The organism is Stenotrophomonas sp. 05L413 (assembly GCF_056397945.1).
Map to the genome: position 1 here is coordinate 537,211 of NZ_JBFTOL010000001.1, position 16,228 is coordinate 553,438.

General features: G+C 64.7%; 11 protein-coding genes. 7 read left to right on the forward strand and 4 right to left on the reverse strand.

Annotated features, from left to right (window positions below; all coding sequences use genetic code 11):
* Positions 1 to 15: 15 nt before the first annotated feature.
* Together AC1DIQ_RS02440 and rimO are read right to left on the reverse strand one after the other, a co-directional pair.
* Positions 16 to 846 carry a DUF3025 domain-containing protein gene (locus AC1DIQ_RS02440; protein ID WP_478049507.1) on the reverse strand — a complete coding sequence of 277 codons (831 nt, stop codon included), beginning with the start codon at positions 844 to 846 and terminating at the stop codon, positions 16 to 18.
* The gene (rimO, locus tag AC1DIQ_RS02445; RefSeq protein ID WP_121038495.1) at positions 846 to 2,210 is read right to left on the reverse strand and encodes a 30S ribosomal protein S12 methylthiotransferase RimO; all 1,365 of its coding nucleotides are present in this window, start codon (positions 2,208 to 2,210) and stop codon (positions 846 to 848) included. Before rimO ends, AC1DIQ_RS02440 begins: the two co-directional genes overlap by 1 nt.
* Positions 2,211 to 2,414: 204 nt before the next feature.
* On the opposite strand from rimO, the gene AC1DIQ_RS02450 reads away from it, so the two are divergent.
* The 3 genes from AC1DIQ_RS02450 to AC1DIQ_RS02460 are packed head-to-tail and all read left to right on the forward strand — an operon-like array spanning position 2,415 to position 3,694.
* On the forward strand, positions 2,415 to 3,092 hold the full coding sequence (locus AC1DIQ_RS02450) for a dienelactone hydrolase family protein (RefSeq protein WP_461770139.1): 678 nt from the start codon (positions 2,415 to 2,417) through the stop codon (positions 3,090 to 3,092).
* On the forward strand, positions 3,089 to 3,511 hold the full coding sequence (locus AC1DIQ_RS02455; protein WP_121038502.1) for an HIT domain-containing protein: 423 nt from the start codon (positions 3,089 to 3,091) through the stop codon (positions 3,509 to 3,511). Before AC1DIQ_RS02450 ends, AC1DIQ_RS02455 begins: the two co-directional genes overlap by 4 nt.
* Positions 3,512 to 3,526: 15 nt before the next feature.
* Positions 3,527 to 3,694, forward strand: a complete 168-nt coding sequence (locus AC1DIQ_RS02460) for a LiaI-LiaF-like domain-containing protein (protein WP_019182647.1) — start codon at positions 3,527 to 3,529, stop codon at positions 3,692 to 3,694.
* A gap of 120 nt (positions 3,695 to 3,814) precedes the next feature.
* Here AC1DIQ_RS02460 and dcd read toward each other — a convergent pair whose 3' ends face one another.
* Together dcd and apbC are read right to left on the reverse strand one after the other, a co-directional pair.
* Positions 3,815 to 4,387, reverse strand: coding sequence for a dCTP deaminase (gene dcd, locus AC1DIQ_RS02465; protein ID WP_088433273.1), 573 nt, complete (start codon positions 4,385 to 4,387; stop codon positions 3,815 to 3,817).
* 100 nt (positions 4,388 to 4,487) lie between these two features.
* Entirely contained in the window at positions 4,488 to 5,345 is an 858-nt protein-coding gene (gene apbC, locus AC1DIQ_RS02470) for an iron-sulfur cluster carrier protein ApbC (protein WP_183073681.1), read from the reverse strand.
* 204 nt (positions 5,346 to 5,549) lie between these two features.
* On the opposite strand from apbC, the gene AC1DIQ_RS02475 reads away from it, so the two are divergent.
* From AC1DIQ_RS02475 to AC1DIQ_RS02490, 4 genes are all read left to right on the forward strand, one after another.
* Positions 5,550 to 8,351: a TonB-dependent receptor domain-containing protein gene (locus AC1DIQ_RS02475; protein WP_121038505.1), complete on the forward strand. Its 2,802-nt coding sequence runs from the start codon at positions 5,550 to 5,552 to the stop codon at positions 8,349 to 8,351.
* A gap of 530 nt (positions 8,352 to 8,881) precedes the next feature.
* Positions 8,882 to 11,695, forward strand: a complete 2,814-nt coding sequence (locus AC1DIQ_RS02480) for a TonB-dependent receptor plug domain-containing protein (protein WP_461770140.1) — start codon at positions 8,882 to 8,884, stop codon at positions 11,693 to 11,695.
* Positions 11,696 to 11,914: 219 nt separating this feature from the next.
* Entirely contained in the window at positions 11,915 to 14,023 is a 2,109-nt protein-coding gene (locus AC1DIQ_RS02485) for a M13 family metallopeptidase (protein WP_282262111.1), read from the forward strand.
* A gap of 144 nt (positions 14,024 to 14,167) precedes the next feature.
* Positions 14,168 to 16,180 carry a M13 family metallopeptidase gene (locus AC1DIQ_RS02490; protein ID WP_121038511.1) on the forward strand — a complete coding sequence of 671 codons (2,013 nt, stop codon included), beginning with the start codon at positions 14,168 to 14,170 and terminating at the stop codon, positions 16,178 to 16,180.
* Positions 16,181 to 16,228: the final 48 nt, after the last annotated feature.

Genomic DNA, 16,228 nt, shown 5'->3' on the forward strand with positions numbered 1-16,228 from the left:
CATCCACGCATGGAATCACCCCAGCGCTGCGGGATACACACGGCCCTCGCGCAACGGGCGGAAGTAGTCGGCCCGCGCATGGAAGGCCGCATCCTGGTGGACGTGCCACCCGGGTATCCCCGCCAGTGGCAACGGCCGCAGCTCCAGCGGATCAGTGAGCACTGCACCGTCCGTGATTGCCCGCGCAGCCACGGCAATCGCGGCGGCATCGTCATCGCCCTGCACCACCACGCACTTTCCCACCAGCAAGCGCTCCGGGACCAAGGCCTGCTCCAGCAGCGCATGCCCGATCACTGCCGCGACGGCGATGTCGCCGTGTCGCCACAGCCCTGCCCCATCCCCGAACAGCGCCTGCCAGTCGTGCTGGTCCCACGCACGCAGCAGCGCCGGTTCGCGCACACGCACGATCACGCCGCTCTCGTCGAATTGGGTCAACGCGGCCTGCGCCCGGTTGCGCTGCCCTGGCGCCATCGCCGCGATGTGCCGGCACTGCTGCCGGTTGAGCGCGCGCTTGATGGCGGGGTAACGCGCCCAGATCAGGGCATTGAACAGGTCATGCCAGTTGGCCGCACGCGTGGCGATCTGGCCGCGCTCGGCAATGCGGGTTTCATAGTGCAGACCGTCGGCCAGCAGCGCCTCGTCCTGCTCGGCAAGATGCGTGTCCGGCAGCGCGAGGCGTGCATCGAGCGATGCAATGGCGGGCCAGTTCGGCGCGAGCATCAGGTCCTGGAAGTCGCTCAGCCCGGCGTAGATCGGCTGCGCGAAACAGGCCGCATCCACCGCATCACGCGGCGGCGCGATGAAGCGGCGTCGACCGCCGTGATCGGCCGTCGACGCCGCTGCGATCACAGCACCTGCAGATCGAACGGCTTGCGCGCTTCTGCCGCGATGATCGCGTCACCGAACAGGTCGTGATCGTCGCTCTCGGTGATCTCGACATCGACGAACTGGCCGACACGCAGCTTGGCTTCATCGGCGTTCTGGATATGCACCAGGCCGTCGATCTCCGGCGCATCGGCCTTCGAACGGGCCACCGCGATGCCGTCTTCGATGGCATCGACCAGGCACTGCTGCACGGTACCGATCTTGGCCTCCAGGCGCGCGGCGGAGATCTCCGCCTGGCGTTCCATGAAGCGGGCCAGGCGCTCCTGCTTCACTTCTTCGGGCACCGCACCGGGCAGATCGTTGGCGGTCGCGCCGGTGACCGGCGAGTAGGCGAACGCGCCCACGCGGTCCAGCTGCGCCTCGTCCAGGAAGCTGAGCAGCTCCTCGAACTCGGCATCGGTCTCGCCCGGGAAGCCGACGATGAAGGTCGAGCGCACGGTGATGTCCGGGCAGAGCTGGCGCCAGCGCTGCACGCGCTCCAGGGTCTTGTCGACCGCGCCCGGGCGCTTCATCAGCTTGAGAATGCGCGGGCTGGCGTGCTGGAACGGGATATCCAGGTAGGGCAGGATCCGGTTCTCGGCCATCAGCGGCACGATCTCGTCCACATGCGGGTACGGGTAGACGTAATGCATGCGGGTCCACGCATCCAGCTCGGACAGGCCTTCGCACAACGCCTTCAAGCGGGTCTGGTAGGCCTTGTCACGCCACATGCGCTCGGCGTACTTCACATCCACGCCATAGGCCGAGGTGTCCTGGGAGACCACCAGCAGTTCCTTGACGCCCCCCCGCACCAGCCGCTCGGCTTCGCGCAGCACCTCATCGACCGGGCGCGAGACCAGCTTGCCACGCATCGAGGGAATGATGCAGAAGCTGCACGTGTGATTGCAGCCTTCGGAAATCTTCAGATAGGCGTAGTGGCGCGGGGTCAGCTTGATACCGTAGTCGGGCACCAGATCCACGAAGGGATCGTGCTTGGGCGGCAGCGCAGCGTGGACGGCCTCCATCACGCTCATGTAGTCCTGCGGGCCCGACACCGCCAACACGTTCGGGTAGGCCTCGCGGATCTGCTCGGGGCGCTTGCCCAGGCAACCGGTGACGATCACCTTGCCGTTGGCGTTCATCGCCTCGCCGATCGCATCCAGCGACTCGGTCACGGCCGAATCGATGAAGCCGCAGGTGTTGACCACCACCACGTCGGCCGCGTCGTAGGAGGGAACGATGTCGTAGCCCTCGGACCGCAACTGGGTGAGGATGCGCTCGGAATCGACAAGGGCCTTCGGGCAGCCAAGGCTGACGAAGCCGACTTTGGGGTTCAGCTGGGACATGGATCGCAAGGACTCTGGGGGCCTGGGCCCATGCCGGAATGGCGTGGGGACCTGGGGCCGGAAACGGCGGCAAGTATACCGGCGTTCAGCCCGCGCCCCTGAACCGGATCGGGCTGATCCCGCCAGATCCGGCATGCCCGCTGACATCGCGCTAACCCGCGCGGGGCCGATAATGAATGCCTGAACCAACGGGAGTCTCGCACCATGGGTGAGTGGATCACACTCGATACGCATTACGGACCGGTCCGCGCCTGGCAGGCGACGCCGGAAGGCAAGCCGCGCGGGGGTCTGGTGGTGATCCAGGAGATCTTCGGCGCCAACCCGCACATCCGCGCGGTGGCCGACGATTACGCCGCCAAGGGCTATGCCGTGCTGGCCCCGTCGTTCTTCGATCTGGTCGGGTCGGCCCCGGACAGCACCGAACCGCCGGAACTGCCTTATGACAGCGATGGCGTAGCCGCCGGCCTGGCCATGGTCGACGAGCTCGGGGTCGAAAAGGCGCTGGAGATCGTGCGGGCGGCCGCCTCGCGGCTGGCTCCGGCCGGCAGGGTCGGCACCGTCGGCTATTGCTGGGGCGGCAGCATCGCCCTGCTCTCCGCGCTGCGCCTGGGCCTGCCCTCGGTCAGCTATTACGGGGCCCGCAACGTGAAGTACCTGGACGAGACGCCCAAGGCGCCGGTCATGTTCCACTTCGGCGCGCAGGACAAGAGCATCCCGCCGGAGGCGATCAAAGCCCACCGCGAGAAGCTGCCGCAGATGGCCACCTTCGTCTACCCGGCCGATCATGCCTTCAACCGCAGCGTCGGACATGCGTATGATCCAGACAGCGCCCACCTGGCGCTGGAACGCACCCTGGACTTCTTTGCGGAGCATCTTGGATGAGCGAGTTCGAACTGGATTCACGCCTGGCCACCGACAGCGTACTGGTGGCAGAAGGGCCGTTATCGCAAGTGCGATTGATGAACGATGAAAGGTACCCCTGGTTGATCCTGGTCCCGCGCCTGAGCGGCGTGACCGAGTGGATCGATCTGGACGGCGAGCAGCAGGACAAGCTGCGCACCGAATTGAACCGGGCGTGCAAGGCGCTCAAAGGCACGGATGGGGTCGAGAAGATCAACATCGGCTCGCTGGGCAACATCGTGCGCCAGCTGCATTTCCATGTGATCGGGCGCCACGTCGGCGATCCGGCGTGGCCGGGCCCGGTCTGGGGCCAGGGGCAGGCACACCGTTTTGATCCACAGGTGCTGGCCGAGCGTGTCGCACACTGGAAGGAACGGCTAGGATATTCGCCCCAGCCCTAGCGGACCCTGCCCCTGATGCGTTCCAACCTTGTCGCCGCCATCGTCCTGATCCTCGTCGGCCTGTTCCTGCTGGCCAGCAATCTGGGCTGGACCAACATGAACATGGGGAAGCTGATCCTCACCTGGTGGCCGGTCGTGCTGGTGGCCGTTGGTATCGGGTTGCTGTTCGGCCGCGGCAAATAACGCCAGCCGGGAAGACGGAAACGAAAAAAGCGCGGAGTGATCCGCGCTTTTTTCCTGTGTGCTGTCTGGTGCCGGCCAGCGGCCGGCACTACCGGTCACGCGGCAGTGGACCCAGGGTGATCAGGTGCGCGGCAGGGTGACGCCGGTCTGGCCCTGGTACTTGCCGCCGCGATCCTTGTACGAGGTCTCGCAGATATCGTCCTTGTCGGCCTGGAAGAACAGCATCTGCGCCACGCCTTCATTGGCATAGATACGCGCCGGCAACGGCGTGGTGTTGCTGAATTCCAGGGTGACGTGGCCCTCCCATTCCGGCTCCAGCGGGGTCACGTTGACGATGATCCCGCAGCGCGCGTAGGTGCTCTTGCCCAGGCATACCACCAGGGTGTCACGCGGGATGCGGAAGTACTCCACGGTGCGCGCCAGCGCGAAGCTGTTGGGCGGGATGATGCACTCATCGCCGACGATGTCCACGAAGCTGCCCGGATCGAAGTGCTTCGGGTCCACGATGGTGGAGTTGATGTTGGTGAACACCTTGAACTCGCGCGAGCAACGCACGTCGTAGCCGTAGCTGGAGGTGCCGTAGCTGACGATGCGCTGGCCGTTGGCCTGCTTGACCTGGCCGGCTTCGAACGGCTCGATCATGCCCTGCTGCTCGGCCATCTGACGGATCCAGCGGTCACTCTTGATGCTCATGTAAGGGGGTCCTGGGCTGCGCCGGTTCGGGCCCGCCATTATGCCGCAGCCCCCCTGCCCCGGCACGCGTAGGCGGGGCCGCTGCGGCGACCGCCCCGGCTCAGATCAGCGAGGACAGGATCGGAATGCTGGCCCGCGGGCGCTTGGCCACTTCCTCGATCAGGCGCTGCGCGGCGCGCAGATAGGCCTGGGCGGCCGAGGATTCCGGCGCGGCGGCGGTGATCGGGGTGCCCGCATCGCCCTGCTCGCGGATGCCGATTTCCAGCGGGAGCGAGCCCAGCAGCGGCACCCCGTACTGGGCAGCCATGCGCTCGCCGCCGCCTTCGCCGAACAGATGCTCCACCTGGCCGCAGTTGCTGCAGGTGTGCACGGCCATGTTTTCGACAATGCCCAGCACCGGCACCTCGACCTTCTCGAACATCTTCAGCGCCTTCTTCGCATCCAGCGTGGCGATGTCCTGCGGCGTGGTGACGATCACCGCACCGGCCAGCGGAATCTTCTGGGTCAAGGTCAGCTGGATGTCACCGGTGCCCGGCGGCAGATCGATCAGCAGATAGTCCAGGTCGTCCCACAACGTATCGTTGAAGAACTGCGTCATCGCCGAGGTCGCCATCGGACCGCGCCAGATCATCGGCGTCTCGTCCTCGATCAGATACCCGATCGACATGGTCTCCACCCCGAAGGCGCGCATCGGCTCGATCGACTTGTTGTCCGGACTCTCCGGGCGACCGCTCAGGCCAAGCATCGCCGGTACGCTGGGGCCGTAGATATCGGCATCCAGCAGGCCCACGCGCGCGCCGAGCGCGGCAAGTGCGACAGCCAGGTTGACCGCGGTGGTCGACTTGCCGACCCCGCCTTTGCCTGACCCCACCGCGATCACGTTGCGGATGCGCGGATGCGGCGACAACCCCTTCTGCACTTGGCTGGCGTGGGGACGACGCGTCTGGCTGGCACTCACTGCGGGCACTCCGGAAACACAACAATGGGACGCACCACTATACAACCTTGACTGCACCTGACTGAAAATCGCGATTGCTACGAAACCATGCAATTTTCGTTAAGTTCATGTTACGGTCGAAACGCACTACGTTGAGCGTTTTCCGCGCGTTCCGGGAGGGAATCATTGGCGTCAGTGCTTTCTGTTTTGTTCTATGGACTATCAATGAATTACAGCACCACCGCACGTCGCAACACGCTCGCCGCTGCATTGTTCTCGGCCCTGATCGCCACTGCAGCCGCTCCGGCCATGGCACAGGATAAAGCCACGACGCTGGACAAAGTCACCGTCACCGGCTCGCTGATTCCGCAGACCGATATCGAAACCCAGACTCCGGTGATGTCCATCACCGCGCAGGACATCCAGACCCGCGGCTTCACCAGCGTGGCCGAAGTCCTGCAGCAGTCCTCGCTGACCACCGGCGGCCTCCAGGGCGGCCAGACCTCGGCGTCCTTCACCCAGGGCGCGGAAGCCTCGGGCATGTTCGGCCTGAATCCGGGCTACACCAAGTACCTGATCAACGGCCGTCCGATGATGTCGTACCCGGCGCTGTACAACGGCGGCGATACGTTCAACAACATCAGCGGCATTCCGATCGACATCGTCGAGCGCATTGAAGTCCTGCCGGGCGGCCAGTCGTCGCTGTACGGTTCGGACGCCATCGCCGGCGTGGTCAACATCATCCTCAAGGAACGCATGGACGGCGGCAGCATCTCCGTTCGTGGCGGCACCTACACCGAAGGCGGCGGCAACAGCGTGCGCTTCAGCGGCGCGCATGGTTTCAGCGCGTTCGATGACCGCTTCAACGCACTGGTCAACGTGCAGATCGAGTCGAGCAACCCGATCTGGGGCTACCAGCGCGACCTGACCCGCACCACCAATGCCAACGGCTACACCGCACAGCTGCCGAGCAATGATTTCGCCGTCATCGACGCCGATACCAACCGCCTGTACATGATGGACCCGAACAACTGCGCCAACGTGGCCGGCCAGTTCGGCGGTACCACGGTGCTGGGCAATCGCCCGACCGGCCAGTCGTGCGGTACCTACTTCGGCGCCGGCTACAAGACGCTGAAGAACGGCAAGGACAGCGGCCAGTTCTATTCCGCGATGACCTTCGACGTCAACGACAACCTGCAGCTGTTCGCCGACGTGCTGTACAGCAAGGAAAAGACCGAGTACACCTCCGGCTCCAGCTACCTGTGGTGGGGCACCAAGAGCGGCATGGGCGGCTTCTACGACCAGTCCTCGGGCAAGGTGGTGAACCTGCAGCGTGCATTCGCACCGGAAGACATCGGTGGCCAGGGCTACAACGACGTCCTCAACAGTGACGAGAGCCGCTCCTACCAGGTGACCCTGGGCGCGAAGGGCATGGCCGGCAACTGGGACTACAGCGCCAGCTTCACCCGCGGTGAGTACAAGCTCACCGAAAACAAGTTCATGCGTTGGAAGGACCCGATCAACAACTACTTCGCCGAACACGTCCTGGGCCCGCAGCTGGGCACCACGGCCGACGGCTGGGGCATCTACAACCCGAACTACGACGCGTTCTACTCGCCGATCTCGCCGGAAGATTTCGCCAGCTTCACCGGCTACGCGACCAACCGCAGCCGTACCTGGCAGAACCTGGGCCGCGTGCAGATCACCAACGGCTCGCTGTTCTCGCTGCCGGGCGGTGACGCCGGTTTCGCGGTCGTGGTCGAAGGTGGCAGCGAAGGCTGGGATTACTCGCCCGACCAGCGTCTGCTCGACGGCCAGGTGTGGGGTTCGTCGGCCGTGGCCGGCAATGGCCACCGCAGCAACTATGCGGTGACCTCCGAGCTGCGCATGCCGGTCCTGGAGCAGGTCACGGTGACTGCCTCGGGTCGCTACGATGCGTTCAAGATCGCCGACAACACCGTCGACAAGGCCACCTACAGCCTGGGCCTGGAATACCGCCCGATCGACAGCCTGCTGTTCCGCGGCAAGTACGGCACCGCGTTCCGCGCACCGACCCTGTCCGATGCCTTCCAGGGCAAGAGCGGGTACTACGCGGCCAACTCGACCGATTACTACCGCTGCGGCACCCTGGGCTATGCACCGGGCAACACCGCCGACTGCCGTTACCACGACAACGTCTCGGTGTACTCCGAGCGTGCCGGCAACCCGGACCTGGAGCCGATCACCGCCGACGTCTGGAACGCCGGCGTGGTCTGGGCACCGATGCCGAACCTGTCGATCTCGGCCGACTACTACAACTGGAAGATCGAGAACGAAGTCGATACGGCCAGCACCGACCAGTTGCTGCTGGCCGAGTACTACTGCCGCAACGGCCTGCCGAACGGTTCCTCGGCCAGCTGCCAGAACGTGGCGGACTGGGTCGTGCGCGACGCCGCCGGCAACCTGAGCAGCCTGTACACCCCGAAGATGAACGTGGCTCGCCAGAACCTGCAGGCCGTGACCGTCGGCTTCAAGTATCTGCAGGACATCGGCCGTTTCGGCTCGCTGCAGTTCTCGGCCAACTACACCAACATGCTCAAGCGTGAAGTGCAGTCGCAGCCGGGCGAGGAGTTCCAGGATCTGCTGGGCAACCCGATCGCGATGTGGAACTACGACAACTTCGCCAAGGTCCGCAGCGATGCGTCCGTGGGCTGGTCGGTCGACAAGTTCACCACCACGCTGTACGCGAACTACATCGGCAAGACCCCGAACTACCTGGCCGGCATCAATGGCTATGACTACGTCCACCCGGCATCGGGCAAGGCCGCAGGCAAGTGGGGTTCCTACACCACGTACAACCTGAGCGTGAACTATCGCGCACAGGACGACCTGACGCTCTCGCTGATGGTCAACAACGTGTTCAACAAGATGCCCGACGGCCAGGCTTACAGCTACCTGGGCACCTCGGGTGCGCCGTACAACACCGGCCTGTACAACGCATACGGCCGTGCCGTGTACGTCCAGGCCAAGTACGACTTCGGCAAGTAATCGCCGCAGGCAACACCGGCGACCGTGCAGGGCCCTGCCCTGCCGGTTCGCCAACCGGAACGCCCCGAAAGGGGCGTTTCGCGTTTGTGCACCTGCAACCGGCGTGATGCCCGTCCGCCTGCCTGGCTACAGCGACACGTGCCGCCTCAACAGCGGCATGTGCATGTCCGACGTTTTCATGGCGCGATGCGCCTATGGGACAGGCATATGCACACCGATCTCAGTTGTTAATTACGAGCCATATTCAGCATTCACTCATTGACGAAACATAAATAAAATTTCATTTAGTCCCAGGCAATTGTTTTTCAACGCCTTTCACTTTCCGTCAACGCTCAGCACTTATCGACGATGACCATTCAGCGAATTTCACGTTAAGCGTGTGTTACGTTCGCCGCACGCCGGTTTCAACTGAACGCAGAATGAAACCACCAAGGACGGCCGCCCAGGCCTGATACCGGTTCGTTGTTGAACGCAGTCAAGAAGTCCCATGGAAGGGAAAGCCACGACATCACTACTACACGGGGTTGCACATGTCTTGCCAAGGTAATTCGATCTCGCGTCATCCGCTTGCCGCCGCCGTTCTCACCGGCCTGCTGCTCACCAGCGCCTCCGTCTTCGCACAGGACAACGCCGCCACCAATCTCGATCGTGTCACTGTCACCGGGTCCTTGATCCCGCAGACCGAGATCGAGAACCACACGCCGGTCCTGACTGTCACCGCCGAAGACATCCAGACCCGCGGCTTCACCAGCATCTCCGAAGTCCTGCAGCAGTCTTCGCTGACCACCGGTGGCCTGCAGGGCGGCCAGACCGCCGCCTCGTTCACCCAGGGCGCTGAAGCGGCCGGCATGTTCGGCCTGGATCCGGGCTATACCAAGTACCTGATCAATGGCCGGCCGATGCTGCAGTACCCGGCGCTGTACAACGGCAGCGACGCGTTCAACAACCTCAGCGGCATTCCGATCGACATCGTCGAGCGCATTGAGATCCTGCCGGGCGGCCAGTCCTCCCTGTACGGCTCGGATGCGATCGCCGGCGTGGTCAACATCATCCTGAAAGAACGCATGGACGGCGGCGTGCTCAACGTCCGCGGGGGCGCCACCACCGAAGGCGGCGGCAACAACATCCGGGTCAGCGGTGCCAAGGGCTTCAACAGCGCCGATGACCGCTTCAACGCACTGGTCAATGTGCAGTACGAAAAGAGCAACCCGATCTGGGGCTACCAGCGCGACCTGACCCGCACCAACAACCGCGTCGGCTACAGCGCGCAGGTGCCGGCCAACGATTTCCTGGTCTATCTGCCGGCGGACAACAACGCGTTCGTGATGATGGATCCGACCCGCTGCGCCAGCGTCGCCGGCCAGTTCGGCGGCACCACCGTGCTGGGCACCCGCGCGGCCGGCGAGTCCTGCGGCTCGGCGTACGGCGCCGGCTACCGCACACTGAAGAACGACAAGGAGAGCAGCCAGTTCTACAGCTCGATGACGTTCGATGTGAACGACAACTTCACCCTGTTCGCCGATGCGTTGTACAGCCTGGAAGAGGTCAAGTACACGCCGGGTTCGGGCTATACGTTCTGGGGCAGCGACCTGAGTTTCGGCGCGTTCTATGACCAGGACACCGATCAGTACATGAACCTGCAGCGCGCGTTCGCGCCTGAAGACATCGGGCCGAACGGCTACAAGGACATCCTCAACACCGACCGCAACAAGGCCTACCAGGTCACCTTGGGCGGGCGTGGCACGTTCGGCAACTGGGACTACAGCGCCAGCTTCAGCCGCGGCGAGTACAAGCTCACCGAGCGCGGCTTCGTGCGCTGGGCCGATGACATCGACAGCTACTTCGAAGACCGCGTGCTCGGCCCGGTGCTGGGCACCACCGATGACGGCTACAACATCTACAGCCCGAACTGGGGCGCGTTCTATTCGCAGCTGCCGGCCGGTGATTTCCAGAGCTTCACCGGCTACACCTACAACCAGAGCAAGACCTGGCAGAACCTGGGCCGCTTCCAGATCACCAACGGCTCGCTGTTCACCCTGCCCGGTGGCGATGCAGGTTTCGCCGTGGTCGCCGAAGCCGGCAGCGAAGGCTGGGACTACCGCCCGGACGAGCGCTTGATGGATGGCAGCGTGTGGGGCACCACCTCGGTAGCCGGCAATGGCCATCGCAGCAACTACGCCGTCACCTCCGAACTGCGCCTGCCGCTGATCGACTCGCTGACCGTCACCGGTTCGGGTCGCTATGACGCCTACAAGATCGCCGACAACACCATCGACAAGGCCACCTACAGCGTCGGCGTGGAGTTCCGTCCGATCGAAAGCCTGCTGTTCCGCGGCAAGTACGGCACTGCGTTCCGTGCGCCGACCCTGCCCGATGCCTTCCAGGGCGAGAGCGGCTACTACGCCAACGGCGCGGTCGATTACTACCGTTGCGGCCAGCTCGGCTACGCCCCGGCCGATACCCTGGCCTGCCCGTACGGCAACGAATCGGTGTTCGGCGTGCAGGCCGGCAACACCGAGCTGGAACCGATCACCGCCGATGTCTGGAATGCCGGCGTGGTCTGGGCACCGATGAACAACCTCTCTGTCTCGGTGGACTACTACAACTGGAAGATCGACAACGAAGTCGACACCCTGAGCTCGGACCAGCTGCTGCGCGCGGAATACTACTGCCGCAATGGCCAGGGCAACCCGACCTCGGCCAGCTGCGAGAACGTCGCGGACTGGATCACCCGCGATGCCGCCGGCAACATCGAGCAGATCTTCACGCCCAAGCTCAACGTCGCGCGCCAGAACCTGCAGGCCCTGACGGCCAGCTTCAAGTACGTGCAGGACATCGGACGCTTCGGCTCGCTGCAGTTCGCCAGCAACTACACCAACATCCTCAAGCGCGAGCTGCAGCCGCAGCCGGGCGATGACTACCTGGATCTGCTGCGCGACCCGTATGCGATGTGGTACTACGACGCCTACGCCAAGGTCCGTACCGATGGGTCGGTGGGCTGGGCCAAGGACCGCTGGACCACCACGCTGTACTTCAACTACATCGGCAAGACGCCGAACTACATGTCCTACCTGGGCGAGAGCTTCGACTACGTCCACCCGTCCGGTTACAAGGCTGGCAAGTGGGGCTCGTACACCACCTACAACCTGAGCGTGAACTACCGGGCGTTGGACAACCTCACCCTCTCGGTGATGGTCAACAACGTGTTCAACAAGATGCCCGACGGCCAGGCCCACAGCTACGCCGGCAACATCGCCTCGCCGTACAACAGCAGCATCTACAACCCGTACGGCCGCGCGGTGTATGTGCAGGCCAAGTACGATTTCGGCACCAAGACCAACTGAGCCGCCCCCAGGGATGACACCCCCAGGCCCCGCCGCAAGGCGGGGCTTTTCTTGTCCGCCCGGGGCCAGGGCCACGTCCGCAGTTGACCGGATCGGGCCTCTTGCCATCGGCCATGACCTTCGACACCCTTGCAGGCCGGGCCAGCGGCGTATCGTCTGGCCCACAGGCCCTTCCGGGCCATTCCTGCATGACTTTCCGGCCTGGAGGCCAATCACGTGATCGCTCGTACACCCAAACTGGTACTGCTGACCCTGGCCGTTTCGGCCGCGCTGGTCGGCTGCGGCAAGAACGAAACCCCGGCCACGGACAGCGCAGCCTCCACCGCCGCGCCGGCGGCCCCCGCCGCCACCGAGTACACGCTCGACGAGAGCAAGCTGCCGGCCTACAACGCCTTCCACCCGTCCGATCTGGACACCAGCATGGACGCCTGCGGAGCGTTCGGTGACTACGTCAACAGCAAGTGGCTGGCCGCCAATGAGATCCCGGCCGACCGCACCAGCTGGGGCGCCTTCACCATCCTGGACGAGCGCTCGGTCGCCGTGCAGCACCAGCTCGCCGAGCAGGTCGCGGCGGTCAAGAACCCGGCCGGCATCGAAAAGATCGTCGGTGACTTCTGGGCCACCGGCATGGACGAGGCCAAGATCAATGCCCAGGGAATTGAGCCGATCAAGGCCGAGCTGACCGCCATCGACGGCCTGCAGGACAAGGACGCGATCGCCAACTACCTGCGCACCAGCGCGGCCAAGGGCGAGAACGTGCTGTTCGGCTTCGGCCCGGAAGCGGACTTCAAGAATTCCAGCATGAACCTGGCCTACGCCAGCCAGGGCGGCCTCGGCCTGCCCGACACCACTTACTACACCGACGCCAAGAACGCCGACAAGCTCAAGGCCTACCAGGCCCATGTGGCCAAGGTGCTGGAACTGGCCGGCGTGGCCACGGCCGATGCCGAGAAGCAGGCCGCCGATGTGGTCAAGTTCGAAACCCGCCTGGCCAAGGCCTCCAAGTCCAGCGTCGAGCTCTCGCGCGATGTCTCGCTGTTCTACAACCCGGTCACCGTGGCCGATGCGGACAAGCTGACCCCGAACTTCAGCTGGACCGAGTTCTTCAAGGCCCAGGGCATCGCCGCGCCGGAGAAGTTCTCGCTGGCCATGCCAAGCTTCCACCAGGAAGTGAGCAAGGCGCTGGGCGACACCGATCCGTCGGTGTGGCGCGCCTACCTGCGCTTCCACACCGTGGACGGCGCCTCGCCGTACCTGGCCGATGCCTTCGTCAACGAGAACTACAACTTCTACGGCAAGACCCTGAACGGTCAGAAGGAGCAGAAGCCGCGTTGGAAGCGCGTGCTGGGCACCATCGAAAACGATGCCGGCGATGCGTTCGGCCAGCTGTACGTCAAGGTCGCTTTCTCGCCGGAAGCCAAGGCCAAGATGGAAGAACTGGTCAAGAACCTGGCCGCCTCGCTCAAGGAGCGCATCCAGGGCCTGACCTGGATGAGCGACGAGACCAAGGCCAAGGCGATCGCCAAGTGGGAAACCTTCACCCCGAAGATCGGCTACCCGGACAAGTGGCGTGACTGGAGCGGCCTGACCACCGGTCGCGACAGCTACCTGGGCAACGTGCGCGCGGCGAACGAATTCAATTACAAGTTCGCGCTGTCCAAGATCGGCCAGCCGGTGGACAAGACCGAGTGGGGCATGACCCCGCAGACGGTCAATGCCTACTACAACCCGCTGCAGAACGAGATCGTGTTCCCGGCCGCCATCCTGCAGCCGCCGTTCTTCGACCCCAAGGCGGATGATGCGCTGAACTACGGCGGCATCGGTGCGGTGATCGGCCACGAAATGACCCACGGTTACGACGACCAGGGCAGCCGTTTCGGGCCGACCGGCAACTTCGAGAACTGGTGGACCGAAGCCGACACCAAGAACTTCAGCGGCCTGACCGGCAAGCTGATCAAGCAGTTCGATGGCTACAAGGTGGATGGCCAGCCGGTCAACGGCAAGCTGACCCTGGGCGAGAACATCGCCGACCTGGGTGGCCTGGCCACCGCCTACGATGCCCTGCAGAAGGCCTCGGCCGGCAAGGAAGACCCGAAGGTCGACGGCTTCACCCGCGACCAGCGCTTCTTCTTCAACTGGGCCACCGTGTGGCGCACCAAGTACACCCCGGAGAACATGAAGGTCCGTCTGGCGACCGACCCGCATGCCCCGGCGCAGTTCCGTGCGATGGGCGCCCCGTCGAACCTGCCGACCTTCGCCGCTGCGTTCCAGTGCAAGGCCGGTTCGCCGATGGTGCGCGCAGGCGACCAGCAGGTGGTGATCTGGTAAACCATCGCGCCCACGCGTGAGGTGATGCGTGCAAAGGCCCGGGATCTCCCGGGCCTTTGCTTTTGCGGCGCATGCTCCCCATCACGCTCGTTTCGCTTTGCTTGGTACACTCGCGCGATCCCAATCCTGCTGGATTCGCTTTACATGTCCAACCTCCGTCCGCTCGCCATTGCCCTGGGCCTGAGCCTGGCCTCCCTGGTCATCGCACACGATGCGCACGCCGCGCCGAAGAAGAAGGCCGCCGCCCGCGCGCCGGCCGTCAGCGCCCAGTGCAGCGACTTCTACGAGGCCACCAACGCGACCTGGCTGAAAGCCAATCCGGTGCCGCAGACCGGTGCCACCACCGCACTGGGCCAGCTGGCCGACCGCGCGCGCCAGCAGCAGCGTGAACTGCTGGATGGGGCGATGACCGCACCGCAGGGCAACGTGCAGAAGCTGCTCGGCGACTTCTGGGCCAGCGGCCTGGACGAGGCCGCGGTGGAAGCCGACGGTTCCAACCCGATCGCCCCGTTGCTGACCCGCATCAACGCGATCAAGAAGGCCAAGGACGTGCCGGCCTCGATCGCCGCGCTGCACCAGGTCGGCATCCCGGTGGCCTTCAACTTTGCCCCGGACGTGGACCTGAAGGCGCTGGACCGCCACATCGGTTACTTCATGCAGGGCGGCATGGGCCTGCCGGACCCGGCGTTCTATACCCGTACCGATGCCGACACCGTCGCGCTGATGGCGCGCTACCGCACTTACGTCAAGCAGGTGCTGGCGCTGACCGGTACCCCGGCTGACAAGCTCGATGCCGAATCGCAGTCGGTGATCGCGCTGGAGACCGAGCTGGCGCGCAATGCGCAGTCGCTGGCCGGCATCAACAATCCGTTCAACAACTACGCGCCGATCTCCACCAAGGAGCTCAACAGCCGTTACCGCAACCTGCAGCTGGAGGCCTTCCTGAAGGCACAGGGCGTCAATGACGACCTGGTCTCGCTGTCCGATCCGGCGCTGTTCAAGCAGCTCGACGGCATGGTCACCCGGCTCAAGCCGGAACAGTGGAAGGTGTACCTGCGCTGGCGCGTGGGTGATGCGATGGCCCCGTACCTGTCCAAGGCCTACCGCGATGCCGAATTCGAATTCCGTGGCCGTGTGATGCGTGGCCAGACCCTGCCGCCGGCGCGCTGGGAGCAGGTGCTGGATGCGATCAACGTGGCTGCGGGCCCGATGGTCGGCCGCGAATATGCGGCCAAGCACCTGTCGGCCGACGACCGTCGCAAGGCAGCGCTGGTCGTGGACAAGATCCGCGAAGTGCAGATCGATGCGGTCAAGCGCAGCACCTGGATGAGCGATGAGGCCAAGACCGAAGCACAGGCCAAGCTGGCTGCGCTGAAGATCGAGATCGGCACCCCGCTGCGCGATCTGGACTACACGGTGCAGCCGATGGGCCGCGGCAGCTTCGGCGGCAACATGCTGATCGCCTCCACCTGGCGCCACCGCGAGGAAATGAAGCGCATCGGCAAGGGCAACGCCGACCGCCGCTGGGACGTGCTGCCGCAGCAGCCGGCACTGGCGTATGACATCGCGCAGAACCGCCTGATCGTCACCGCCGCCGTGCTGCAGGGCCCGGTGTTCAATGCCAAGGGCGATACCGCCGACCTGTTCGGCAGCTACGGCGCGCTCGTCGCGCACGAACTGACCCGTGCGATCGACGCCAAGGGCGCGCTGGTGGATGCCAAGGGCGAACTGCGCAGCTGGTGGACCCCGGCCGACAAGACCGCCTGGACCCTCTTCGGCAACCGCGTGGCCGCGCAGTACAGCGGCTACGACTACCCGGGCGTGAAGGGTGCCAAGGTCAACGGTGAACTCACCCGCGAAGAGAACCTGGCCGACCTGGCCGGTCTGGAACTGGCGTGGGAGGCTTACAAGGCTGTCGAACCGGCGGCCAAGCCGGCCGCCCAGCAGGGCTTCTTCCGTGCGTGGGCGAGCCTGTGGCCGCAGCAGCTGTCGCCGAACGTGGCCGCCCAGCGCGTGACCTCGGACATCCTGGCCCCGGGCCGCTGGCGCACCAATGGCCCGCTGTCCAACCTGCCGGCGTTCGGTGCCACGTTCACCTGCAAGCCCGGCCAGCCGATGCAGCGCGTGGACAACGACCAGATCAAGGTCTGGCGCTGAGTCTGGCTATGTAGCAAACGAAAAGGGCGCCCACTGGGCGCCCTTTTC